The sequence below is a fragment of the Gemmatimonas aurantiaca T-27 genome, assembly GCF_000010305.1.
Classification (GTDB): Bacteria; Gemmatimonadota; Gemmatimonadetes; order Gemmatimonadales; family Gemmatimonadaceae; genus Gemmatimonas; species Gemmatimonas aurantiaca.
In genome coordinates this window covers 1,053,807-1,075,255 of record NC_012489.1, presented here as the reverse complement: position 1 = coordinate 1,075,255, position 21,449 = coordinate 1,053,807, and the positions used below count along the sequence as shown (strand labels likewise).

Annotated in this window: 25 protein-coding genes; 4 read left to right on the top strand and 21 right to left on the bottom strand. The window is 65.0% G+C overall.

All coding sequences use genetic code 11. The features are described from left to right. Positions 1 to 4 precede the first annotated feature (4 nt). The 4 genes from GAU_RS04645 to GAU_RS04630 form a co-directional block, all read right to left on the bottom strand. Entirely contained in the window at positions 5 to 1,345 is a 1,341-nt protein-coding gene (locus GAU_RS04645; RefSeq protein ID WP_012682398.1) for a glycine--tRNA ligase, read from the bottom strand. Between the two features lie 75 nt (positions 1,346 to 1,420). Further along, the gene (locus GAU_RS04640) at positions 1,421 to 2,476 is read right to left on the bottom strand and encodes a YpdA family putative bacillithiol disulfide reductase (protein ID WP_197526047.1); all 1,056 of its coding nucleotides are present in this window, start codon (positions 2,474 to 2,476) and stop codon (positions 1,421 to 1,423) included. 37 nt (positions 2,477 to 2,513) lie between these two features. After that, positions 2,514 to 3,809: an adenylosuccinate synthase gene (locus GAU_RS04635; protein WP_012682396.1), complete on the bottom strand. Its 1,296-nt coding sequence runs from the start codon at positions 3,807 to 3,809 to the stop codon at positions 2,514 to 2,516. 133 nt (positions 3,810 to 3,942) lie between these two features. Beyond that, entirely contained in the window at positions 3,943 to 4,461 is a 519-nt protein-coding gene (locus tag GAU_RS04630; protein WP_012682395.1) for a DUF456 domain-containing protein, read from the bottom strand. A 152-nt stretch (positions 4,462 to 4,613) separates the two neighbouring features. On the opposite strand from GAU_RS04630, the gene GAU_RS20415 reads away from it, so the two are divergent. Next, positions 4,614 to 5,690, top strand: a complete 1,077-nt coding sequence (locus GAU_RS20415; protein WP_012682394.1) for an HDOD domain-containing protein — start codon at positions 4,614 to 4,616, stop codon at positions 5,688 to 5,690. A gap of 89 nt (positions 5,691 to 5,779) precedes the next feature. Here the strand turns inward: GAU_RS20415 and GAU_RS04620 are convergent, their stop codons facing one another. The 4 genes from GAU_RS04620 to trpS all read right to left on the bottom strand — a co-directional run bounded on the left by GAU_RS04620 (position 5,780) and on the right by trpS (position 10,178). Next, positions 5,780 to 6,682 carry a dihydrodipicolinate synthase family protein gene (locus GAU_RS04620; RefSeq protein WP_012682393.1) on the bottom strand — a complete coding sequence of 301 codons (903 nt, stop codon included), beginning with the start codon at positions 6,680 to 6,682 and terminating at the stop codon, positions 5,780 to 5,782. A gap of 38 nt (positions 6,683 to 6,720) precedes the next feature. Then, positions 6,721 to 8,055 (bottom strand): type IV pilus twitching motility protein PilT, encoded by a 1,335-nt coding sequence (locus GAU_RS04615; protein ID WP_012682392.1) that lies wholly within the window; start codon positions 8,053 to 8,055, stop codon positions 6,721 to 6,723. Between the two features lie 75 nt (positions 8,056 to 8,130). Beyond that, entirely contained in the window at positions 8,131 to 9,162 is a 1,032-nt protein-coding gene (locus GAU_RS04610) for a D-2-hydroxyacid dehydrogenase (RefSeq protein WP_169307587.1), read from the bottom strand. A 2-nt stretch (positions 9,163 to 9,164) separates the two neighbouring features. After that, complete coding sequence (gene trpS, locus GAU_RS04605; RefSeq protein ID WP_012682390.1) at positions 9,165 to 10,178, bottom strand: tryptophan--tRNA ligase; 1,014 nt, start codon at positions 10,176 to 10,178, stop codon at positions 9,165 to 9,167. Positions 10,179 to 10,227: 49 nt separating this feature from the next. On the opposite strand from trpS, the gene GAU_RS04600 reads away from it, so the two are divergent. Together GAU_RS04600 and ftcD are read left to right on the top strand one after the other, a co-directional pair. Further along, positions 10,228 to 11,058, top strand: coding sequence for an inositol monophosphatase family protein (locus GAU_RS04600; RefSeq protein WP_012682389.1), 831 nt, complete (start codon positions 10,228 to 10,230; stop codon positions 11,056 to 11,058). 58 nt (positions 11,059 to 11,116) lie between these two features. Further along, on the top strand, positions 11,117 to 12,649 hold the full coding sequence (gene ftcD / locus GAU_RS04595; protein ID WP_012682388.1) for a glutamate formimidoyltransferase: 1,533 nt from the start codon (positions 11,117 to 11,119) through the stop codon (positions 12,647 to 12,649). Between the two features lie 52 nt (positions 12,650 to 12,701). Here ftcD and GAU_RS04590 read toward each other — a convergent pair whose 3' ends face one another. Continuing rightward, positions 12,702 to 13,256 carry a DinB family protein gene (locus GAU_RS04590; protein WP_012682387.1) on the bottom strand — a complete coding sequence of 185 codons (555 nt, stop codon included), beginning with the start codon at positions 13,254 to 13,256 and terminating at the stop codon, positions 12,702 to 12,704. 54 nt (positions 13,257 to 13,310) lie between these two features. Next, positions 13,311 to 13,727: a VOC family protein gene (locus tag GAU_RS04585; RefSeq protein WP_012682386.1), complete on the bottom strand. Its 417-nt coding sequence runs from the start codon at positions 13,725 to 13,727 to the stop codon at positions 13,311 to 13,313. A gap of 127 nt (positions 13,728 to 13,854) precedes the next feature. On the opposite strand from GAU_RS04585, the gene GAU_RS04580 reads away from it, so the two are divergent. Then, positions 13,855 to 14,661: an AraC family transcriptional regulator gene (locus GAU_RS04580; RefSeq protein ID WP_231847953.1), complete on the top strand. Its 807-nt coding sequence runs from the start codon at positions 13,855 to 13,857 to the stop codon at positions 14,659 to 14,661. Between the two features lie 42 nt (positions 14,662 to 14,703). On the opposite strand, the gene map is transcribed toward GAU_RS04580, so the two are convergent. From map to rplE, 11 genes are all read right to left on the bottom strand, one after another. Then, positions 14,704 to 15,480 (bottom strand): type I methionyl aminopeptidase, encoded by a 777-nt coding sequence (gene map / locus GAU_RS04575; RefSeq protein ID WP_012682384.1) that lies wholly within the window; start codon positions 15,478 to 15,480, stop codon positions 14,704 to 14,706. Then, positions 15,480 to 16,124: an adenylate kinase gene (locus GAU_RS04570; RefSeq protein WP_012682383.1), complete on the bottom strand. Its 645-nt coding sequence runs from the start codon at positions 16,122 to 16,124 to the stop codon at positions 15,480 to 15,482. Before GAU_RS04570 ends, map begins: the two co-directional genes overlap by 1 nt. A 10-nt stretch (positions 16,125 to 16,134) precedes the next feature. Continuing rightward, a complete protein-coding gene (gene secY, locus GAU_RS04565) occupies positions 16,135 to 17,481 on the bottom strand; it encodes a preprotein translocase subunit SecY (RefSeq protein WP_012682382.1) in 1,347 nt (448 codons plus the stop codon). A 17-nt stretch (positions 17,482 to 17,498) separates the two neighbouring features. Continuing rightward, positions 17,499 to 17,945 (bottom strand): 50S ribosomal protein L15, encoded by a 447-nt coding sequence (gene rplO / locus GAU_RS04560; RefSeq protein ID WP_041266019.1) that lies wholly within the window; start codon positions 17,943 to 17,945, stop codon positions 17,499 to 17,501. 40 nt (positions 17,946 to 17,985) lie between these two features. Next, a complete protein-coding gene (gene rpmD, locus GAU_RS21785; RefSeq protein WP_012682380.1) occupies positions 17,986 to 18,162 on the bottom strand; it encodes a 50S ribosomal protein L30 in 177 nt (58 codons plus the stop codon). A 77-nt stretch (positions 18,163 to 18,239) separates the two neighbouring features. Continuing rightward, positions 18,240 to 19,058: a 30S ribosomal protein S5 gene (gene rpsE, locus GAU_RS22900; protein WP_012682379.1), complete on the bottom strand. Its 819-nt coding sequence runs from the start codon at positions 19,056 to 19,058 to the stop codon at positions 18,240 to 18,242. A gap of 2 nt (positions 19,059 to 19,060) precedes the next feature. Then, entirely contained in the window at positions 19,061 to 19,417 is a 357-nt protein-coding gene (gene rplR, locus GAU_RS04545; protein WP_012682378.1) for a 50S ribosomal protein L18, read from the bottom strand. Beyond that, positions 19,417 to 19,956, bottom strand: coding sequence for a 50S ribosomal protein L6 (gene rplF / locus GAU_RS04540; protein ID WP_012682377.1), 540 nt, complete (start codon positions 19,954 to 19,956; stop codon positions 19,417 to 19,419). The genes rplR and rplF overlap by 1 nt, the downstream gene beginning before the upstream one ends. A 13-nt stretch (positions 19,957 to 19,969) precedes the next feature. Further along, positions 19,970 to 20,371 carry a 30S ribosomal protein S8 gene (gene rpsH / locus GAU_RS04535; RefSeq protein ID WP_012682376.1) on the bottom strand — a complete coding sequence of 134 codons (402 nt, stop codon included), beginning with the start codon at positions 20,369 to 20,371 and terminating at the stop codon, positions 19,970 to 19,972. Positions 20,372 to 20,427: 56 nt separating this feature from the next. Then, complete coding sequence (rpsN, locus tag GAU_RS04530) at positions 20,428 to 20,733, bottom strand: 30S ribosomal protein S14 (RefSeq protein WP_012682375.1); 306 nt, start codon at positions 20,731 to 20,733, stop codon at positions 20,428 to 20,430. A 22-nt stretch (positions 20,734 to 20,755) separates the two neighbouring features. After that, positions 20,756 to 21,352, bottom strand: a complete 597-nt coding sequence (rplE, locus tag GAU_RS04525) for a 50S ribosomal protein L5 (protein WP_012682374.1) — start codon at positions 21,350 to 21,352, stop codon at positions 20,756 to 20,758. Between the last annotated feature and the right edge of the window lie 97 nt (positions 21,353 to 21,449).

Here is a 21,449-nt window from a genome sequence, read left to right as displayed (position 1 = left end):
TGGCTCAGCCGACCAGCTTGGCTGCCAGGTAGCCCTTGAGCTGCGACACGTCCACCCGATCCTGCGCCAGGGTATCACGGTCACGCACCGTGACCGTCTGGTCACCCGTGCTCTGTCCGTCCACCGTCACGCAGAACGGTGTGCCCACTTCGTCCTGCCGGCGATACCGCTTGCCGATGGAACCAGTCTCGTCGTAGTCCACCGCAAACGCGCTGCGCAGGTCGTCCACGATACGATTGGCCATTTCCGGCTGACCGTCTTTCTTGGTGAGCGGGAAGATGGCCGCCTTGATCGGGGCGATGCTGTGCTTGAGCCCCAGCACCACACGACCTTCGCTTTCGCCTTCCACCGTTTCTTCGCGATACGCATTCACCAGCGTGGCCAACGTCACACGGTCGGCACCCACCGATGTTTCGATGACGTACGGCACGTACCGCTTGTTATTGGGCTGATCGAAGTACTCGAGCTTCTTGCCCGAATACTGCTGGTGCTGCGACAGATCGAAGTCACCTCGGTTGTGGATGCCTTCGATTTCCTGGTCACCCAGCGTGCCACCAAAATCGAACGTCACATCGAACGCGGCGCGTGCATAGTGCGCGAGTTCGCCCGCATCGTGCTGATGGAACTTGAGGCGGTCCGGCGAAAGTCCGAGATCGAAGTGCCACTGCATGCGCTTGGCCTTCCACTGCTCGAACCACTCCATGTCCGTGCCCGGCTCGACGAAAAACTGCATCTCCATCTGCTCGAACTCACGCGTGCGGAAAATGAAGTTGCCCGGCGTGATTTCGTTGCGGAACGCCTTGCCGATCTGCGCGATGCCAAACGGCACCTTCTGACGCATCGACTGCTGCACGTTCAGGAAGTTCACGAAGATGCCCTGCGCCGTTTCCGGGCGCAGATACACGATGCTCGAGCTCTCTTCGAGCGCGCCCATGTGTGTCTTGAACATCAGGTTGAACAGACGCGGTTCGGTGAGCGTGCCCTTGTTGCCGCAATTCGGGCACACGTTCGCCTCGAGCTTCTTCGGGTCCATCTTGTCGGCCCGGAAGCGCGCCTTGCACTGCTTGCAGTCCACCAGCGGATCGGTGAAGCCGGCCACGTGGCCCGACGCTTCCCAGGTGCGCGGGTGCATCAGGATCGCGGCATCGAGGCCTTCGATGTCATCGCGTGAACGCACCATCGCGTTCCACCAGAAGTCCTTGATGTTCTTCTTGAGCTCCACGCCGAGCGGACCGTAGTCCCACACCGACCCCGTACCGCCGTAGATCTCGGACGACTGGAAGATGAAGCCACGTCGCTTGCACAGCGACACGAGCTTGTCCATCACATCAGGGTAGCCGGACATTGGCGAAACGGTCTGGGGTACGAAGTGGACGTGGGCGTCGAGGCACCACGGTCTTCATGTGCGCACGACGAGATGTCAGCGCAGCACGTGGGCTACGATCGCGTCGCCGTGATCGCGCCCGTTCTCGATGAAAATGCGATTCGCTTCGTTGCCCGAAGCGATCACTCCCGCAAGGTAGATACCCGCCGCGGGCGTCGCCATCGTCAATGGGTCGTGGCGGGGAATCCCCGTCTCCCCCTCGATGGGCACACCGATCTGCTCCAGCAACCCGATCTCGGGCAGGAAGCCGGTCATGGTGTACACCTGCGTGGCCGGAATCCGTGACGTGCCCTCCGGCCCTTCCACCACCACGGTGTCGGTTTCGATGGCGACCACCCGCGTCTGGAAACGCGCCGCGATCGCGCCTTCCCGGATGCGCGCCTCGATATCAGGACGCACCCAGGGCTTCACGTTGGCCCCGAGCGCTTCCCCGTTGTGCACAATGGTGACCTTGGCGCCGGCCCGGTACATGTCGAGCGCCGCGTCCACCGCCGAATTCGCGCCGCCCACCACCACGACCGGCTCGCGCCACGCCGAATGGCCCTCCACATAGCCGTGCCGCACATGCGGCAGCGATTCACCGGGCACACCAAGTCGGTTCGGGCGACCGAAGTAGCCCGTGGCGATCACCACCGCATGGGCTGCAGTCTCGTGGACTCCCCCCCCACGTGTCTGTGAACGCACCAACCAGCGGGCCCCGCGCTTGGGCTCGGCCTGACCGGGCTTGGGATCCACGCGCACCGCCCGCAGGGCTTCCACCGTTTCGAACTGACGCACATCGATGTCGTACAGATCCGCCACGCCGCGGTAGTACGCCAGCGCGTCGCGGCGGGTCGGTTTTTCCGTCGCCACGATGAACGGTACTCCACCGATCGACAACCGCTCGGCGGTGGAGAAGAACGTCATGTAGGTCGGGTAGCTCGACAGACCGTTCACAATGCAGCCGCGATCGAACACCACGGCCGACATGCCGGCACGGCGGGCCGCGATGGCCGCCGCCAGTCCGCACGGACCAGCGCCGACCACCACCACATCCACCACGTCCGGCAAGGCAGGCGTCTGCGTGCCCGTCACCGTTTCCACCCGGCTCATCGATCCCTCCGGTTCGACACCACCCCGTGCAATGCGCTCAGGCCACAGCGGCGTGCACGCCGATGATCTGATCGCGACGCGTGCCCACGCTGACAAACGCGATCGGCGTTTCGCACAGTGCTTCGAGCCGGTCGAGATAGGCGCGCGCCGCCGGGGGCAGGTCGGACAACGAACGGGCATCCTGGGTGGACTGCTTCCACCCCGGGAACCACTCGTACACGGGCTCCGCCTTCTCCAGCAGCGACAGATCGGCGGGGAATTCGGTGTAGACCTCACCACCGATCTTGTAGCCGGTGCACACGGCGAGCTCGTCGAGCGTATCGAGCACGTCGAGCTTGGTGATGGCGAGACCGGTCAGACCGTTCACGCGCGCGGCATAGCGCACGACCACCCCGTCGAACCAGCCACACCGACGCGGACGTCCGGTCGTGGCGCCAAACTCGTGACCCAACTGCCGGACATGGCTCTGCAACGGCTCTTCGAGTTCGGTGGGCAGCGGGCCATTGCCCACCCGCGTCGTGTAGGCCTTCACCACACCCAACGCGGCGTTGAGTGCCATGGGGGAAATGCCCACGCCCGTGGCTGCGCCGCCCACCGTGGTGTTGCTCGACGTGACAAACGGGTACGTGCCATGATCGATATCGAGCAGCGAGCCCTGCGCGCCTTCCAGCAGGATGGCGGCGCCGGTCTTGATGGCACGGTGCACACACAGCCCCACGTCGTCGGCCAGGCCGAGCAGACGGGGCGCGAGTGCGCCGAGGGTGGCCAGGGTTTCGTCCACCGAGGCGCGCACGTCCGAGCCCGACCGCTCGAGCTGCGCGTTGGCGCGCTCCACGCCCGCAGTCACCAGCTCACGCAGCCGTTCGGTGTTGCGCAGGTCCAGCACGCGCACGCCGCGACGCGCCACCTTGTCTTCATAGGCCGGGCCAATGCCGCGGCCGGTCGTGCCAATGGCCTTGCTGGCCGCGCTGGCCTTGTCCACCAGCTTGTGGTAGGGCATGACCAGGTGCGCCCGCTCGCTCACGTACAGGCGGCCTTCCACGTCCACCCCATCGGCGATCAGTTCGTCGATTTCCGTGAACAGGGTTTCCGGATCCATCACCACGCCGTTGCCGATCGCACAACGCACCCCGGGGTGCAGAATGCCGCTCGGGATCTGATGGAGGATGAAGGACTTGTCCCCGATATGGACCGTATGCCCGGCATTGGCACCGCCCTGGTAGCGCACCACCCAATCGGCGCGCTCGGCCAGCACGTCCACCAGCTTGCCCTTCCCTTCATCGCCCCACTGCGCTCCCACCACCACGACGGTGCGCGTTGTCGAATCGAACATGCGTTCAGTCTCCGGCAGCCTGACGGCCGCACACAAAAAAACGCCCCGCGGACAGTCCGCGGGGCGTTGAAGGAATCTAGCCAGTGGGGCCGCTGAAGCAATCGGCGACGGCGCTTCCGTGCCCTCGGGCAGGTTATCCGTTGCCGGAAAGACGGCCCACCAGCACTGCCCCCATCACCCAGACCACCATGGCCATGCCGAAGGCCACCTTGGTGGCCGCCGCCACCACGCGGCCGATCAAAGCCCCCGTGGCGACCCGGATCGGCTCGCCCCGGGTTTCACGCGCCACCGTCAGCTCCGCGACCAGCGCGCCGGCAAACGCCCCCGCAAAGGCCCCCACCATGGAGCCAATGATGGGCAGCGGCACACCAATCACCGCCCCCACGATGCCGCCCACGATGGCACCCCAGCCGGCACGCCGGGAACCGCCGTATTTGCGGGCGTAGCGCCCCGAAATCGTGAATTCGAGGACTTCGGCCACCACCACCAGCGCCGCCAACACGCCGAAGGTGATGCCACCAATGCTGCCCGCCGGCACGACAATCCAGTACACCAGCGTGGCCCCGAGCATGACCCACAGTCCGGGCAGCCCCAGCGGCACCAGCGCGAGCCCCAGCAACAACGTCAGGAAAAGCAGCGTCATCGCGATCATGTGCAATGGTACGCACCGGACCGCCCACGGTTTCGTGCCTCCCTTCTCACCACAGGTCCGGAGCCCTTCGGCCATCGTGACGAATGACACACCTCTCGCGTCTTGCCTGCGATTGCAGGTCTCTCCCATTTCACTGATCGACGAGGATCACAATGGCTCTCGGCTGGCTGAGTCGCCTCCTGAAGCAGGAGCCGCCCCTCGTGGTCGCCTCTCCCAGTGCAACACCACCGGCGAGCGTGGAGCGCAGTTCCTCTGCTGAATCGGCCCCGGGAGATGCCAATGCGCCGCAGCAGGCCGAATCTGGTGCGCCCGTGCGGTTCCTCGACGCCAACGACATGGCGCCAGCCGCTCCGCCGGCGACTCCGGTCGACCTGCTGATCGCCCGCCTCCGTGAGCACCCGGACGTGGCCACCTCACCCGATGCGGTGGCGATCCTCGACCTGCTATCGGGCGATCCCGACACCATCATCCGCCAATTGCCGGCAGCGGCACGCGCCAGCCTGTCGCTCTGCGACGATGCATCGCTCTCACGATGGCAGTTCGCGGAAAAACTGTCCTCGGACCCTGCGCTGGTGCAGGCCGTGCTGCGCACCGCCAACAGTGCGGCATTCGGGGTGGGCAAAGAACCCGTGATCGGTATCGAGCCGGCGCTGGATCGCATCGGGATCGGTGGTGCACGCGCCATCATCTTCGCCAACGCCGTCGACGGCGCGCTCAGTCGGCCGGGCGGTGAGTTCAACAGCATGGCGTCGGATGTGTGGAACCACATGGTGCGCAGCGCTCCCATCGCCCGCGCACTGGCTCCACTGTTCGACACCGACCCCGACGAGGCGTTCTCCATCGCGCTGCTGCACGACGTCGGCAAGCTGGTGATCTTCGACCGCATCTCGGTGTTGCGTGCCAACAAACGCCGCGATGTGCAACTCCGCCCGGGCTTCGTGCGTGACCTGCTCAATGCCCTGCATGAACCGCTCGGCGCCAGCGCGTTGCAGGCCTGGGGCATGGGACCGCGTTCGGCGCGCGCCATCGGGGCCCATCATTGCCGGACCAGCGATGGTGAACCCAATCCGTTGGCCGAGGTGGTGTTTGTCGCGGAATTGAGCGATCACGCTGCGCGCCGGAACGTGCCGCTCGATCTGCAGCGTGTCTGGTTCGATGCGCACATCACGGTGGATCTCCCACGGATGGTGCCGATTCTGCACAGCTTCTCGGTGCCGTTCGTCTACTGACACCGCCCGCTCAACGCACCGCAAAAGACAACGCGCGCCGGAGACTGTCCGGCGCGCGTTTCGCGTTCACTACCGTTGCCTCACGACGATCAGAGCAGGCCCGCGGTGGTGAGACGCGCACGCACAATGGCCCGTTCTTCATCGGACACCGGCAGTAGCGGCCCACGCGGCACCGTGCCATCGAGACCAACCAGTGTCATGGCCGCCTTGATCCCAGCCGGGCCCAACGCCCCACCGATGTCGGCGGCGATCGGCACCAGGGTCTGCTGCAGCGCCGCGGCCGCCTCACGGTCGCCAGCACGGTACAGATCCACCATGCGACGCACAGCAGCACCGGCGTACAGCCCGATGGCCAGAATTGCGCCCGACACGCCAGCTTCGAGCGCCGGCACCACCGTGCCCCCACTACCGGTGAGCACACGGAAGGAGTCGCTCTGCGCTTCGAGATACTGCGCCAGCACCGGCAGGTTGCCGGCACTGTCCTTCATGCCGATGACATTCGGATGTTGCGCCATCTCCTGCACGAACGCAGGGCTCAGCACGAGGTGTGCATAGGCCGGCATGTTGTACAACAGCACCGGCAACGGACTGGCATCGGCCACGGCGCGAAAGTGGGTGAGCAACGCCGCTTCCGTCATGCGCTTGAGGAAGTAATGCGGCGAGATGACCAACACCGCGTCGGCACCGGCCGCCTTCGCATCGTGCGCCCGGGACATTGTCTGCCGGGTGCTCTCACTGCCGATGCCGGCGAGTAGCCACTTGTCCGCGGGCACACGCTCACGGGCCAGACGCAACAGCGTGCGGCGGTCTTCGTCATCGAGCAGCGAAGACTCGCCGCTCGATCCACCGACCAGCACACCATCCATGCCGAACGACAGGTGTGCGTCGAGATTGCGCTGAAACGCGGAACCGTCGATTTCACCGCTGGCGGTGAAGGTCGACACGGCGGGCACCATGAGCCCACCCAGATGGGCAACGGTCAGGGAAGACATGGCGACAAACTAGCCGCCGATCGCGGATTTCGCGTTGTTCAGCTTCCGAACAAGCTCTCGAATCCACTCCCGAACACCGACGCATCACCAGCCAGCGGATTCGGACTCGAGACCACGCCATGGCCCGCGGGACTGGTCGCCAACGGCGGAAGTGTGTTGCCGGTTCCCAACGGGTTCATCCCCAACCCCAACCCCATCCCGGCACCGGACTGCGCGGCAATCCCACCAGGAATCGTTCCATGGCCCGCCGGCATGACGGCGTTGTGGTTGCCGGTGCGCGGCAAGGCACTGCCGGCCATCGCCTGGCCGTTCTTACCCATACGGAAGCCCAGCTCGAAATCGGCGGGATTCGTCGCCGCCGCCTTCGCCACTTCGAATTCGATCTCGTCCGTCGTCACCAGCTCGGCAAGATGCTGATCAAAGGTCTGCATTCCATACTGCGCGCCATCGGCGATGTAGTCCCGGATCTCGGCGATGTTGCCTTCAGCGATCAGATCGCGGATGGTGCTCGTCACGATCATCACCTCGGCCGCCACGACACGCCCCTGCCCGTTCTTCCGCGGCAACAAACGCTGCGACACCACAGCATGCAGCGATTCGGCCAGACGCGTGCGCACCACCAGTTGCTCTTCCGGCGGGAACATCGCCACGATGCGCAGGATCGTGCTCTGTGCATCCGGCGTGTGCAGCGTGGAGATGAGCAAGTGGCCTGTCTCCGCCGCCTTCATGGCCGTGTCGATCGTCTCGGCGTCGCGCATTTCACCGATCAGGATCACATCAGGGTCCTGACGCAGCGCAGCGCGCAGTCCCATGCGGAACGTGTCCGTATCGATACCCACTTCACGCTGCGTCACTGAACTGCGCAGGTCGGCGTGAATGAATTCGATCGGATTTTCCAGCGTCAGAATGTGTTTTTCGTACGACGCATTGATTTCGTGCACCAGCGCCGCCATGGAACTCGACTTGCCGGAGCCGGTCACGCCGGTCACCAGCACCATGCCACGCTCGGTGTGCGCGATACGCGTCAAGACGGACGGCAGGTGCAGCGACGAAACCGTGGGCACCTGCTCCGGAATCACACGCATCACGATCGAATGCGCCGAACGCTGACGCATGATGTTCACACGAAAGCGACCCACGCCTGGAGTGGCCCAGGAGCAGTCGTGATCCTTCAGCGTGTCGATGTTCGCCCGATCGGTGTCATTCACCATCAGGTGCAGCGCAATCGCGCGCGTCTGTTCTGCCGTCAGGGCCTGCTTGGTGAGCACGACCAGGCGCCCATCGATCCGCGCGCGTACCACATCGCCGGCCTTGATGTGCACATCGGAAGCCCCGCGATCGACTGCCGCCTTGATGATCCGTTCGATTGCCACAGGCAGAACCTTGAATAGCCGCTCGGTGAGTCACTGATGGACTCCCGAGCCATCACTCATCGCCTGCCTGCGCGATCAGTATCCGGCGTCGAGGTCCACGACGTTGTGCAGGCGTTCCCCCGCACTCCAACGCCGCCAATTGTCCATGAACAACGCGATGCCCCGCTGCCACGTCCGCCGCGGAGATACACCCGACACGTGAGGCGTGACCAGAACACGCGGGTGCTGCCACCAGGGACTGTCGGCCGGCAGTGGCTCTGTGCTGAACACGTCCAGCACCGCACCACGCAACCGCCCGCTTTCCAATCCCTCCAGCAACGCCGCGTCGTCGACCAGGGGTCCACGTGCTACGTTCACGACGATTGCCCCGGCAGGGAGCAACGCCATTCGCCCGCCATCCAGCAGGGATCGGGTCCCGTCGGTCAGGGGTGCCGCGACCACCGTGATGTCTCCGAGCGGCAGCACCTCCTCCAGTGCGTCCGGTCCCACAACCCGGGTGAATCCGGCCGGTATGCCCAGCGCCGGGCGACGTCGCACACCGATGCACGTACAGCCCAGGGCCTGCAGACGCTGGGCCACGGCGCTGCCGATGCCGCCGGCGCCGATCACCAGCACACGGTATTCGGAAAGCTCCCGGATACCGCCGTTGTTGTCCACGAAGGGATGCCGGTCCCAGATCGACGCCGCCTGCAGACGCACGGCGAGGTCGAGTCCGCGCACAAAATGCAGGACGCCGCCAAGCACGGTATCGGCCATGGGCTCGGCGTAGATACCGGCCCCGTTGGTAAACACCACCCGGCTTTCACGCAGCTCGGGGGTGATGCTCTCACCGATACCGGCCGATGCGCTGTGCGCCCACCGCAGCCCTGGCGCCGCGGCCAGCAATGGCGGCGTCAGTCCGTAGCCGAAATACGCCTCCGCCGCCGGGATGGCGGCCAGTGTTTCGGCGCTCGGTTCGTTCGTGCCATTGCCGAGACTGCGTGACTGGGTCGCGATATGCGCCACTTCCCAGCCGTCTGGCGTATTCGCCGTGATCTCGTCCGCGGCCCAGGCGGGCAGGCGCATGTGCGGCGCACTGCTCTGCATGTCCACCACGAGACGGCGCATGGTCACGCCGACGCCACGGCGGCTGGTGGTCCAGCCAGGACATCCAGTCCCATGTAGCCACGGACTTCCCGCATCGTTTCGCCGGCAATGGCCCGCGCGGTCGCGGCACCGTCGGCCAGCGCGTCCAACACGCGCGCCGGCTCCGCATCGAGTTCCTCAGAACGGCGACGGATCGGCGTCAGCTCGAGCACCATGCCTTCGAGCAGCACCTTCTTGCAGTCCATGCACCCCCAGCCGGCTGTGCTGCACTGCTGCGCCACGTGGGTCTGCGTTTCGTCACTGGAGAACGCCTTGTGCAACTGAAAGATGTTGCACACTTCGGGGCGACCCGGATCACTCTTGCGCACACGCTGCGGATCGGTGACTGCCGGGCGGATCTTCGCCCAGATCTCCTCATCCGTCTCGTGCAGCGCGATGGTGTTGCCCAGCGACTTCGACATCTTCGCCTGCCCATCGAGGCCCATGATGCGACGCGTGGGCGTCAGCAGCGGCTTGGGCTCGGGGAAGTACGGCTGGTCGAACTTCGCGTTCCACTTGCGGGCGGTGTCACGGGCCAGCTCCAGATGCTGCACCTGATCTTCACCAACCGGCACGCTGTCGGCCCGATACAGCAGAATATCCGCCGCCTGCAGCACCGGATACATGAGCAGGCCGGCCGGGATGCTCTCCATCTTCGACGACTTGTCCTTGAACTGCGTCTGGCGCTCCAGGTCACCCAGCGGCGTCAGCGTCGTGAACAGCCACGACAGCTCCGTGTGCGCGGGCACATCACTCTGCATGAACAGCGCCGCCTTGGACGGGTCCACACCGGCCGCCAGCAGGGACTTGGCCATGCCCCACCGGCGGGCACGCAACACTGCCGTGTCGTAGGTGCCCGTGATGGCGTGGTAGTCCACCACGCAATAGATCGCGCCAGGATGGGTGTCCTGCAGACGAACCCAATTCTTGACGGCGCCAAGGTAGTTGCCGATGTGCAACTCGCCCGACGGCTGGATGCCACTGAAGATGCGTGCCATCCTTCAAACGTAGTTTCGGCCACATTCCCCAGCAACGCACCGAACCTCCGTGAACCATCCCGATCGTCTTCGGTGGCGTGACGCCGCCGTGCAGGCCGCGGCCGTTGCCGCCGAGTTCATTGCGCAGGAATCCCGTACGCGGGGCGCCATCACCTGGCAGTCGAAGAGCGCCACCGACTTCGTGAGCCATGTGGACATCGGCGCCGAGGAACGCATCCGCGCCGTCTTGCTCAGTCAGATTCCGGACATTCGCATTGTCGGCGAGGAACTGGGCGCCGATGGTGATACCGAATCAGGGCTCGTGGCCATTGTCGATCCACTCGACGGCACCACGAACTTCCTGCACGGATCGCCGAACTACGGCGTGAGCATCTGCATCGCCCTCGATGGCGTTCCCCAGGCAGCCGTCGTGCACGATATCGCGCGCACCTCCGGCGCCTCGTCCACCGTCGGGACGGTGTTCACCGCCACGGCGGGCGACGGTGCGTTTGCCAACGGCGTGCCCATGCGCGTGTCCACGATTGCGGAACCACCCCGCGCCCTCATTGGCACAGGTTTCCCGTTCAAGGACGTCACGCGGGCCGAGGAGTACCTCGGCATGATGCGCCGATTGATGCCGGAGGTATCGGGGATGCGTCGCGCCGGTTCAGCGGCGCTCGATCTGTCCGATGTGGCCATGGGCCGCTTCGACGGCTTCTGGGAACTCTGGCTCAATGCCTGGGACCTGGCGGCGGGTGTCCTGCTCATTCGCGAAGCCGGCGGCCGGGTCACCGATCTCGAGGGCCATGAGGCTCGGCTCGTCGGTGGCACCGTGGTGGCGTCCAACGGCGTGCTGCACGACTGGTTTCTCGACATCCTCAACGACCGTTCGCCACGCTGAATCCCGACGCTAGGTTTCCACCAGATCCCGATTCACCCTCTCTCCCGGTCAATCGCTCGTGTCTCTCGTCGAATGCGTTCCGAATTTCTCCGAAGGGCGTGACCCGCTCGTCATCGCGGCCATTCGTGATGCCATCGCCAACACGCCCGGTGCTCACGTGCTCGACGTGTCGAGCGACGCGTCGCACCACCGCACCGTCATCACGTTCGTCGCGTCGCTCGAAGCGGCCGTGCCGGCGGCGTTCGCGGCCATGGCCGTGGCGCGTGACCGCATCGATCTCACGAAGCATCAGGGTGAACACCCGCGCATCGGTGCCACCGATGTCGTGCCGTTCATTCCGCTCGATGGAGCCACCATGGACGACTGTGTGGCGCTGGCCCGCGAGCTCGGGGCGCGGGTGGCCGGAGAACTCGGCATTCCCGTGTATCTCTACGAGCGGGCCGCCAGCACGCCGGCCCGCGAAAACCTCGCCGATGTACGCCGCGGCGAGTTCGAAGGACTGCGTGACGACGTGCGCACCAATCCCGCGCGCCGTCCCGACTTCGGTCCGGCCGAGCTGCATGCCACGGCCGGTGCCACCGCCATCGGCGCGCGCCCGTTCCTGGTGGCCTACAACGTCTATCTCGGCGACACGAAGAACCTGCCCGTGGCCAAGGAAGTCGCGAAGGCCATTCGCGGTTCATCGGGTGGTCTGCGCTACGTGAAGGGCCTCGGCATGGAAGTCGACGGGCAGGCGCAGGTGTCCATGAATCTCGTCGATACCGAGAAGACCCCGCTGCATCGTGTCTTCGAAATCGTGAAGTCGGAAGCGGCGGCCCATGGCGTGTCGCCCACGTGGAGCGAGATCGTGGGCTTGGTGCCCGAGCGTGTGCTCCTCGAAGCCGGCGCCCGTCACGTGCAACTGCGCGGTTTCTCCAAGGCAATGTTGCTCGAAACCAAGGTGCGTGACGCCGTGAGCGGTGGAGAATCGGTCGACGGCTTCATGTCGCGTGTGGCGTCTGCCGAACCCACACCAGGTGGTGGCAGTGTGGCCGCCCATGCCGGCGCACTGGGCGCGGCGCTGGTGCAGATGGTCTCCGGTCTCACCGTGGGCAAGAAGAAGTACGCCGCCGTGGACGAAGAGATGAAGCAGGCGGCACTCGATGCCTCGGCGCTGCGACGCGAGCTCAACACACTCGTGGTGCGCGACGCCGAATCGTACGAGCGTGTGCGCGGTGCCTATCAGATGCCCAAGGAGCCGGAGACGGCACTCGCCGCGCGTAACGAGGCCATTCGTGAGGCGCTGTTGTATGCGGCCGAAGTACCGCTCGAATCGGCGCGCGCCGCGGTGCGGGTAGCGGCGCTGAGTGCCGATGTCGCGGAACGCGGCAACACCAATGCGGTGAGCGACGCGTGTGTCGGTGCCTTGTTGGCCGAAGCGGCGTGCAAGGGAGCCGTGCTCAATGTGCGCATCAACATTGCGTCGCTCGAAGACGGCGGCGCGGCACGCGGGGCCGCGCTCATCGCGGAAGCCAAGCGTTGTGTGGACGAAGCCGCATCACACGCCCGGCGCGCAGAAGCGGCGGCCGAGCGCGCGATCAACGCGGGGTGAGGCACCGGCACGTGAGCAGGGCACGTTCATCCCGCGCCCTGCTCACGTCCGGTCATTTGCTCCAGGGCGGCACGATGCCGTTCATGCGCGCGTAGGCAATGGCCTGGCCCAGATGTTCATGCAAATGTGTCGTGGCCAAGATCCACATCCCCTGCGCATTCGACTTCATCCCGAACATCGAGATGGGGGCATCGAGTTGCGCGGCTGTCGTCTTGGCCATGCTGGCCTTGAGGTGGACGAAGCTCTTCTCCAGTTCGGAGACGATCTGTTCGCGCGTCAGCTTGCGGGTCTCATAGGCCGTGAGCGTCTTGAAATCATCGCTCTTGATGCCCGTACTGGCGGGAATGGCCGTGCCAAACGAGGACGGAATGAAGTAGTTGTCCGACGCCACGTGCAGCAGCACCTCACCGAACGACCGCACGCCCGTTCCGGGGCGCCAGGCGAGCTTTTCCGGCGGCGTGGCCTTGGCGAGGGCGACGAACTTCTTCTCCACACCATCGATGTCCTTGATCAGTTCCGACACCACCGGTGCGGTCTGAGCGAATGCGACAGTCGTGCACAACGGCGCGGCCATCACGGCGGCCGCAAGCAGTAAGGTCTTGCGCATGAAAAACTCCAGTTGAGGTGCCGGAGAATCTAGCGCGCGTTGATGCGCCCCGTCTCACACTTCGTCAGGGAGTGGTCGTGCGTCCGGCTGCATCGCACCGGCCACATTGCCCTCCGGATCACGAAACCAAAGCAGATGACCGACGGTCGGTATCGTAGCCACCGGCATCAGTATGGTACCGCCTGCCGCTTCGATGGCCTGTTGCGCGGCGTGAATATCCGGCACCGAAATGGTGCATTCGAATCCCGTCATGCGTTCCCCTGGCACGAGCGTGCGACGCCCCTGCAAGGATCCGAAGATCGCGGCGGTCTCGGCCGTTGAGCCGGTCTCGATCATGAAAAACCCCGGTGGTCCCCATGCATGGAATCGCCATCCAAATACATCGCCATAAAACCGTCGTGCTCGCTCCAGATCGTCAGCGTTGATGGCAAAGTGGCGGACGGGTGAGGACGGTGATGCGGGGACACTCATGAATCACTCCATGTTGAGGGAATGCACGCCGGCCAGGCGCGACGGGCAGACAATAGCACTTCCCCTGTGTGACGTGCTTGCGCAAAATTGCCAGATGATGTCGCATAGCCGCCGATCACGAGACCTGGTGCGCACGAGCTCCATCGGATTCCACGGCGAATACCTGTGGCGGGAGCGGTACTCCGACTGGGGTCAGCTCATCTGGGCCTCTCGGGGCGCCATCAGTGTCATGGTGGGGCAGTCATTGTGGTTGGTGCCCGCCAGAAGTGGCCTCTGGCTGCCTCCCGCCACCACACACGATGTGCGCATGATTGGCCGAGGCGTGTTGCGCCTGGTGTTCATTGCCCGCGCTCGCGCCAGAGCACTGCCCAAGACACCGGCCGTGCGCGCGCTCACGCCGCTGCTTCGTGAGATACTGCGACGTGTGCTGGCGCGTGACACGCTGACCACTGCGGACCCGCGTGATGGCCGGCTGCTTGGTGTGTTGGTTGATGAACTGAGCGAGGTATCCCCCGCGCCATTCGATCTGCCCATGCCCACCGATCCGCGCGCCATACGAGCAGCGGCACTGGTGCGCGAACATCCGGCACAGCCACCCGACGCGATCACAATTGCCCGCCACGCTGGGGCCAGTGTGCGCACGCTGGAACGGGTGTTCCGTGCAGAGACCGGCCTCGCATTCGGAGCGTGGCGACTCCGGGCGCGCCTGATGCACGCCATGATTCTGCTGGCCAACGGCGAGTCGGTGACCCGGACAGGGATCGCTGCAGGGTTTGCCGGCACCAGTGCCTTCGTACACGCATTCCGGCGCACCACGGGTACCACGCCGGGAGCCTATGCCACACCGGGCGTCCGCTCCCGCACCTCACCGGTCAGTTCGCAGACAGGCGTGCCGTCCAGCACAGGTGCGGAAATCAAAAACGCCCGCGGATAGGCGGGCGTTTCTGCAGGTCGTTCCTGGCGGTTCCGAAATCGATCAGGGCAGCGTGATGATGCGCGGACCGTCTTCGGTGATTGCCACGGTGTGTTCGAAGTGCGCCGAACGTTTGCCGTCCGCCGTCACCACGGTCCACTTGTCACTCAGCGTGCGAATCTTGGCCGTCCCGACATTCACCATCGGTTCAATGGCGATCGTGAGGCCAACACTGAGCTTCTTGCCACGCTTCGGTTTGCCGTAGTTCGGGATCTGCAGTTCTTCGTGCGGCGAGAAGCCGACACCATGACCGACCAGTTCACGCACCACACCAAAACCCGCCGCTTCCACCACGGCCTGCACCGCCGCTCCGATATCGCCGACATGATTGTCGGCAACGGCGGCCGCAATGCCGGCATCGAGTGAAGCGCGGGTGACATCGAGCAGCCGCTGCGTCTCTTCGTCGATCTCGCCCACGGGGACGGTGATGGCCGAGTCGGTGTACATGCCATCGAGCTTCACGCCCACGTCGAGCGTGACGATATCACCGTCTCGCAGCACCCGCTTGCGCGACGGAATGCCGTGCACGACCTCTTCGTTGATCGAGATGCAGGCGCTGCCCGGGAATCCATAGAGTCCCTTGAACGCCGGCTCGGCACCCGCATGCGAGCGAATGAATGCCTCGCACATCTGATCCAGCTCGAGCGTGGAAATACCGGCCCGCACCTGGTCCTTGAGGTGCATCAGCGTGGCATGCAGGATCACGCCGCCACGCGCCATGATCTCGATCTCACGCGGTGACTTGAGCAGCGTGGCTGGTGCCGAGCTACCGAGCACCATCAGGAGATCCGGAGCGCCGACAACACGCGCCCTTCCACTTCTTCCAGCGTGCCGATCGCATCGACGCGTACGAGATTCGCTCCGCTCTTCTCGTACCAATGGATCACGGGCGACGTCTGCTCGCGGTAGACCTCCATCCGCTTCCGGATGGCTTCGGGCTCATCGTCCTTGCGGCGGACGAGCGTCCCCGAGACTCCACCTTCGGTGCACGTCTCGCCTGGCTGACGACCGAAGAACGGCCGCTGGCAGGCTTCACACGTGGTACGGCCGCTCAGACGGCGCACGAGTTCGTCTTCATCCACCTCGAACAGGAGCACCGCATCGAGCGGGCGTCCCAGCGCGACGAGCATGTCGTTCAGCCCGGCCGCCTGCGGCGTGGTACGAACCACACCGTCGAGGATGGCGCCCTTGGCCGCGCTCGGCGCCGCGAGGGCTTCCTTCATGATGCCCATGATCACGGCATCCGGTACCAGATCGCCGCGATCCATTGCGGCCTTCGCTTCGAGACCCAGCGGGGTGCCTTCCTTCACCGCGGCACGAAGCACATCGCCGGTCGCGATCTTAGGAACGTCAAGGCGAGCGGCAAGCCGCTCGCCTTGAGTCCCCTTGCCCGCGCCCGGCGGTCCAAGCAGGACGATGATCAAATCAGAACCCTCAGAAGCCCTGAGTCGCCTGACGCCCGCGGAAACGGACGCGACCCTTCTTCATGAAGCCGTCGTACTTGCGAAGCAGCAGGTGCTGCTGCATCTGCGCCATCGTATCGAGTGCCACACCGACCACGATCAGCAGCGAGGTGCCACCGAACGCAAACGGCACGTTCACGATGCGGGCAATCACGATCGGCATGAGTGCGATGAACGTGAGGAAGATCGCGCCCGGAAGCGTGATGCGTTCCACCACCTGCTCGATGTACTCCGCCGTCTTGGCGCCCGGCTTGATGCCCGGCACGAACCCGCCCTGCTTCTTCAGGTTCTCGGCCAGATCGACCGGATTGAAGATGATGGACGTGTAGAAGTACGTGAACAGCATGATCAGGATCGCCGACAGGACGAAGTACAGCCACGGGTTCGGACCCTGTGGGTTGAAGTACTCCGCGATTTCCTGAAGCTTCGGATTGCCGCTGAACTGCGCGAGCGCACCGGGGATCACGATCACGGACTGCGCGAAGATGATCGGCATCACGCCGGCCGTGTTGATACGGAGCGGAATGAAATTCCGCGCCGCCTCACGCTGACGCCCACGTGCCATGGTGCGCTGCGGGATCTGAATGAGCACCCGTCGCGCCGCCACCGTAATGGCGACGACACCAGCCACCACCGCGACCATCACCAGACCCAGCACCACGAGCGACAGCGGCGCGATCGCGCCCGTCGTCACGAAGTTGAACGTCTGGAAGATCGACGGCCACATGCGTTCGACGATCGAGAAGAAGATGATCAGCGACGCGCCATTGCCCAGGCCGCGCTCGGTGATCTGCTCACCCAGCCACATCACGAAAATCGCGCCCGTGGTGAGGAAGAGCATCATCTGAATCGTGAACCACGGGCCTGGACGCGACACCGCCGCCGGAAGCGACGCGGTGAACAGCGCAAAGCCGTAGGCCTGCACCAGGGCCAGCACCACCGTGAGGTAGCGCGTGTACTGGGTCAGTTTCTTCCGACCTTCTTCATCCTTCTGCATCTTGTCCACGTTCGGCAACACCGCCCCACCGATCTGGACGAAGATGCTCGCCGAGATGTAGGGCATGATGCCGAGCGCAAACACGGTCGCGCGGGAAAGACCACCACCCACGAACATGTCGTAGAGGCCCAGAAGGCCACCGCCCTGCTGGCGGGTGAAGTAGTCTGTCAGCGCCTGGACGTCGATGCCGGGCGCCGTGATATGCGAACCCAGGCGATAGATCACCATACACATGAATGTGAAGGTGATCTTCGCCCACAGCTCGGGCGTCCGGTAAATGTTGGCGACTGCCTGCGCCGCCGGGTTGTTTTGGTCCGCCATGCGCCGAGTTATCTCCGTCAGCCGTCGACGCGGCCACCGGCCGCTTCGATCTTCGCCTTGGCGCCAGCGCTGACCTTCACGCCGCGCACCGTGAACGCGCGGGACACTTCACCGTTCGAAAGCAGCTTCGCCGGGCCCTGGCCCACACGAATCAGCCCCGCCGCGACCAGCGTCTCCACCGTCACTTCATCACCCGACACCGCCGTCAGCGAGTCAAGGCGCACGACCTGTGCATCTTCACGGAACGGATTGGTGAAACCCCGCTTCGGGATCCGACGCGTGATCGGCATCTGACCGCCTTCGAAGTGCGGCTTGCCACCACCGGGGCCACCATGACCCGAACGGGCCATGGAACCCTTGTGACCCTTACCGGACGTCTTGCCCAGGCCGGAGCCAGGACCGCGACCGAGACGACGACGCGAACGGTGTGAGCCGGGCGCCGGCGACAGGTTGTGCAGGCCGATCTTCTCGACGCCTTCGGCGCCTGAATTCTTCGCCACGTGCTTACTCCTCCACGGGCGTCACCTGAACCAGGTGACGCACCTTCTTGAGCTGACCGCGCAGCGAGGCGGAATCCTGCTGCACCACGCTCGCCTGATGATTACGCAGGCCGATCGCCGCCAGCGTCGCCCGCATCCGCCACGAATGGCCGATAGCGCTGCGGACCTGCGTGATCTTCACCTTCCCGTCCGTCGGCGCCTGAAGCTTCGGCGTCTTGGCGGGACCCTTCGACGGATGCCAAACAAATGTGCGCGGCATTAGGCCACCACCTCTGCCGCCGGAGCGGCTGCTTCCGGAGCGCTGCCAACCACAGCGGCCTTCCGGCTATCGTGAAGTTCCGTGCGAGCCTTTGCACGGGACTTGTACCCGATCTGCGAAACATCGAGCCCACGTTCCTTCGCCGCCTGTTCGACGGTGATCAGATGCGTCAGGCCATCGATTGCCGCCCGCACCATGTTGTGCGGATTGGTCGAGCCAAGGGACTTCGTCAGGATGTCATGGATGCCAGCGCACTCGAGCACGGCGCGCACCGCACCACCAGCGATCACACCGGCACCAGGCGCGGCAGGCTTCATCAAGACCTTACCGGCCCCGTGCTTGCCCACCACTTCGTGCGGGATCGTCGAACCGGTCAGCGGGATCGACACCATGCTGCGACGGGCGGCGTCCACGGCCTTGCGGACCGCTTCCGACACTTCGTTCGCCTTGCCGGTGGCAAAGCCCACCTTGCCCTGTCCGTCGCCCACTGCCACGAGGGCGTTGAACGAGAACCGGCGACCACCCTTCACGACCTTGGCGACGCGATTGATCGCAATCACGTTCTCAACGAGATCGCTCTGTTCGCGATCCTGCTGACCACCACGATCGGGGCCACGGCCACGGCCATCACGGCCGCCGCCCGGACCACCACCTTCACCACCGGGGCCACGGCCACGGCCAGCGCCCGGGCCACCCGGTCCGCCGGGACCACGGCCACGGCCGGCGCCACCGCCCGGACCACCACGCCCACGGCCGCCACCCGGGCCACCGCGTCCACCCGGCGCGCGTGCGCCACCCTGATTCTGTGCGTCTGCCATGATCAGAACTCCAGGCCGCCCTCTCGGGCGCCTTCGGCAACGGCCTTCACACGGCCATGGTACTGGTAACCCGCGCGGTCGAAGACCACCTTCGAGATGCCGGCCGCCTTCGCCTTCTCCGCCGCGGCCTTGCCGACAGCGAGCGCGCGCTCCGACTTCGTGCCGCTCATCCCTTCGTCGCCAACGGTCAGCAGCGTGCGCTGCGCGACGTCGTCCACGACCTGGGCGTAGATATGCTTCAGCGAACGGAACACGACGAGACGCGGACGCTCTGGCGTCCCCGACACCGCCTTGCGCACCCGAAGGTGCCGGCGCTTGCGCCGCTCCGCGTTCGTACGCGGAATCGCGATCTTGGCCATTACTTGCCCCCGGCCTTGCCGGCCTTGCGACGGACGACTTCACCCTGGTACTTGACGCCCTTGCCCTTGTACGGCTCGGGCTTGCGCAGACTGCGAATCTCCGCGGCGACCTGACCGACATGCTCCTTGCTCGCGCCTTCGATCACGACCGTGGTCGGATTCGGCGCGGTGATCTGCACGCCTTGCGGCGCCTTGTACTCGATCTGGTGCGAGAAGCCCAGCGACAGCAGCGCGCCGTAGGGCTTGATCTCGGCCTTGTAGCCGACGCCCGTGATTTCCAGCACGCGCTTGAAGCCCGTCGTCACACCTTCGACCATGTTCGCCACGAGCGTACGCGTCAGACCATGCAGCGCCTTGTGGCGCTCTTCATCCGACGGCCGCTTCACGAGGAGCTCGGCCCCTTCCTGCGACACCACGATGTCGGCGGGCAGCACGCGGGAGAGTTCTCCCTTCGGGCCCTTCACCGTGACCGCGCTGCCGTCGATCGCCACTGTCACCCCGGCCGGAACCGGGATCGGGCGCTTGCCAATACGGGACATGAGTGCGGTCTCCTTACCAGACGAGGGCGAGCAATTCGCCGCCCGTGTTGGCGGAACGCGCATCACGATCCGACATGATCCCCTTCGACGTGCTGAGGATGGCCATGCCCAGGCCGTTACGCACGCGCGGGATTTCGCTCACGCCGACGTACTTCCGCAGGCCGGGCGTCGAAACGCGGCGCGCCTGACGGATGACCGACTGGCCACCATGCGCGTACTTCAGAATCACGCGCAGGATGGTCTTGCCGTCCTCGAGGTCGACGGTGCGATAGTCCTGAATGAACGCGTTCTCCTTCAGGATGCGCGCGATCTCGATCTTGATGTTCGATACCGGCATGTCGACGCGGCGGTGCTTGGACGCACACGCATTACGAAGCCGCGTCAGCATATCGGCAATAGGGTCGTTGAGGCTCATGCTCTCGGAGTTCTCCTATGGTTTCCGCACTCGGCGGACCTGTAGGAAGTGAATGGTTACCAGCTCGCCTTCCGGACGCCCGGAATGAAGCCGTTGAGGGCCATATCGCGCAGTGCGATACGGCTCAGACCGAAGTGCCGGAGATACGCCCGCGGACGGCCGCTAATGCTGCAGCGGTTGCGGATGCGGGTCTTCGACGAATCACGCGGCAGCTTGTGCAGCGCGTTCACCGCGGCCTGCACCTCTTCCGGCGTGCTCTTCGGGCTGCTGATCGTGGCCTTCAGCGCAGCGCGCTTCTGGGCGTAGCGCTGTACCAGTTCCGTGCGCTGCGCATTCCGGGCCAACTTGCTCGTCTTTGCCATCGTAGTAAGTCCTGGTGTCCGGTCAGGCCGCGCTCGGCTGCGCCACCTTGGGCGTCACCGGCTTGTCGTCGCCACGGAACGGCATGCCCAACTGATGCAGCAACGCAAACGCGTGCGCATCCTTGGACGCCGTCGTCACGAACGTGATGTCCATGCCGTGAATCTGCTCGACCATGTCGTAGTTGATCTCGGGGAAGATCATCTGCTCCTTGATGCCGAGCGTGTAGTTGCCACGACCGTCGAACGACTTCGTGCCGAGGCCGCGGAAATCGCGGATACGCGGGCACGCCACCGTCACGAACCGATCGAGGAACTCCCACATCTTCGCGCCACGCATCGTCACCGACGCGCCGATCTCCTGACCTTCACGGAGACCGAAGTTCGCGACCGACTTCTTCGCCTTGCGGCGCACCGGCTTCTGGCCGGAGATCAGTGCGAGTTCTTCCACCACGACGTCGAGCAGCTTGGGCTGCTTCACCGCTTCGCCGACACCGCAGTTGATCACGATCTTCGTCAGCGACGGAATCTCGTGCGGATTGCCGAAGCCAAACTGCTTGGCCAGCGCCGCACGCACCGTCTGCTCGTAGTGGGTCTTCAGACGCGGAGCCGCTGCCGGCAACTCCGATCCGGCATGCTCACGCTTCGTGAAGTCGATGGCCTGCCGCGGCTGACCCGCCTGCTTGCCACCCTTGCCACCCTTCTGACCCGCGCCACCC

Coding starts and splice junctions, on each gene's coding strand:
- GAU_RS04645 (WP_012682398.1), bottom strand. CDS start 1,345: ATGTCCGGCTACCCTGATGTGATGGACAAGCTCGTGTCGCTGTGCAAG.
- GAU_RS04585 (WP_012682386.1), bottom strand. CDS start 13,727: ATGAGTGTCCCCGCATCACCGTCCTCACCCGTCCGCCACTTTGCCATC.
- GAU_RS20415 (WP_012682394.1), top strand. CDS start 4,614: ATGGCTCTCGGCTGGCTGAGTCGCCTCCTGAAGCAGGAGCCGCCCCTC.
- secY (WP_012682382.1), bottom strand. CDS start 17,481: ATGGCGGACCAAAACAACCCGGCGGCGCAGGCAGTCGCCAACATTTAC.
- GAU_RS04640 (WP_197526047.1), bottom strand. CDS start 2,476: ATGAGCCGGGTGGAAACGGTGACGGGCACGCAGACGCCTGCCTTGCCG.
- rplR (WP_012682378.1), bottom strand. CDS start 19,417: ATGGCCAAGATCGCGATTCCGCGTACGAACGCGGAGCGGCGCAAGCGC.
- rpsE (WP_012682379.1), bottom strand. CDS start 19,058: ATGGCAGACGCACAGAATCAGGGTGGCGCACGCGCGCCGGGTGGACGC.
- GAU_RS04610 (WP_169307587.1), bottom strand. CDS start 9,162: ATGCGCCGTCTCGTGGTGGACATGCAGAGCAGTGCGCCGCACATGCGC.
- GAU_RS04630 (WP_012682395.1), bottom strand. CDS start 4,461: ATGATCGCGATGACGCTGCTTTTCCTGACGTTGTTGCTGGGGCTCGCG.
- trpS (WP_012682390.1), bottom strand. CDS start 10,178: ATGGCACGCATCTTCAGTGGCATCCAGCCGTCGGGCGAGTTGCACATC.
- rpsH (WP_012682376.1), bottom strand. CDS start 20,371: ATGAGCCTCAACGACCCTATTGCCGATATGCTGACGCGGCTTCGTAAT.
- GAU_RS04620 (WP_012682393.1), bottom strand. CDS start 6,682: ATGTCTTCCCTGACCGTTGCCCATCTGGGTGGGCTCATGGTGCCCGCC.
- GAU_RS04590 (WP_012682387.1), bottom strand. CDS start 13,256: ATGCGCAAGACCTTACTGCTTGCGGCCGCCGTGATGGCCGCGCCGTTG.
- rpsN (WP_012682375.1), bottom strand. CDS start 20,733: ATGGCAAAGACGAGCAAGTTGGCCCGGAATGCGCAGCGCACGGAACTG.
- GAU_RS04635 (WP_012682396.1), bottom strand. CDS start 3,809: ATGTTCGATTCGACAACGCGCACCGTCGTGGTGGTGGGAGCGCAGTGG.
- rplF (WP_012682377.1), bottom strand. CDS start 19,956: ATGTCCCGTATTGGCAAGCGCCCGATCCCGGTTCCGGCCGGGGTGACA.
- map (WP_012682384.1), bottom strand. CDS start 15,480: ATGGTGCTCGGTAGCTCGGCACCAGCCACGCTGCTCAAGTCACCGCGT.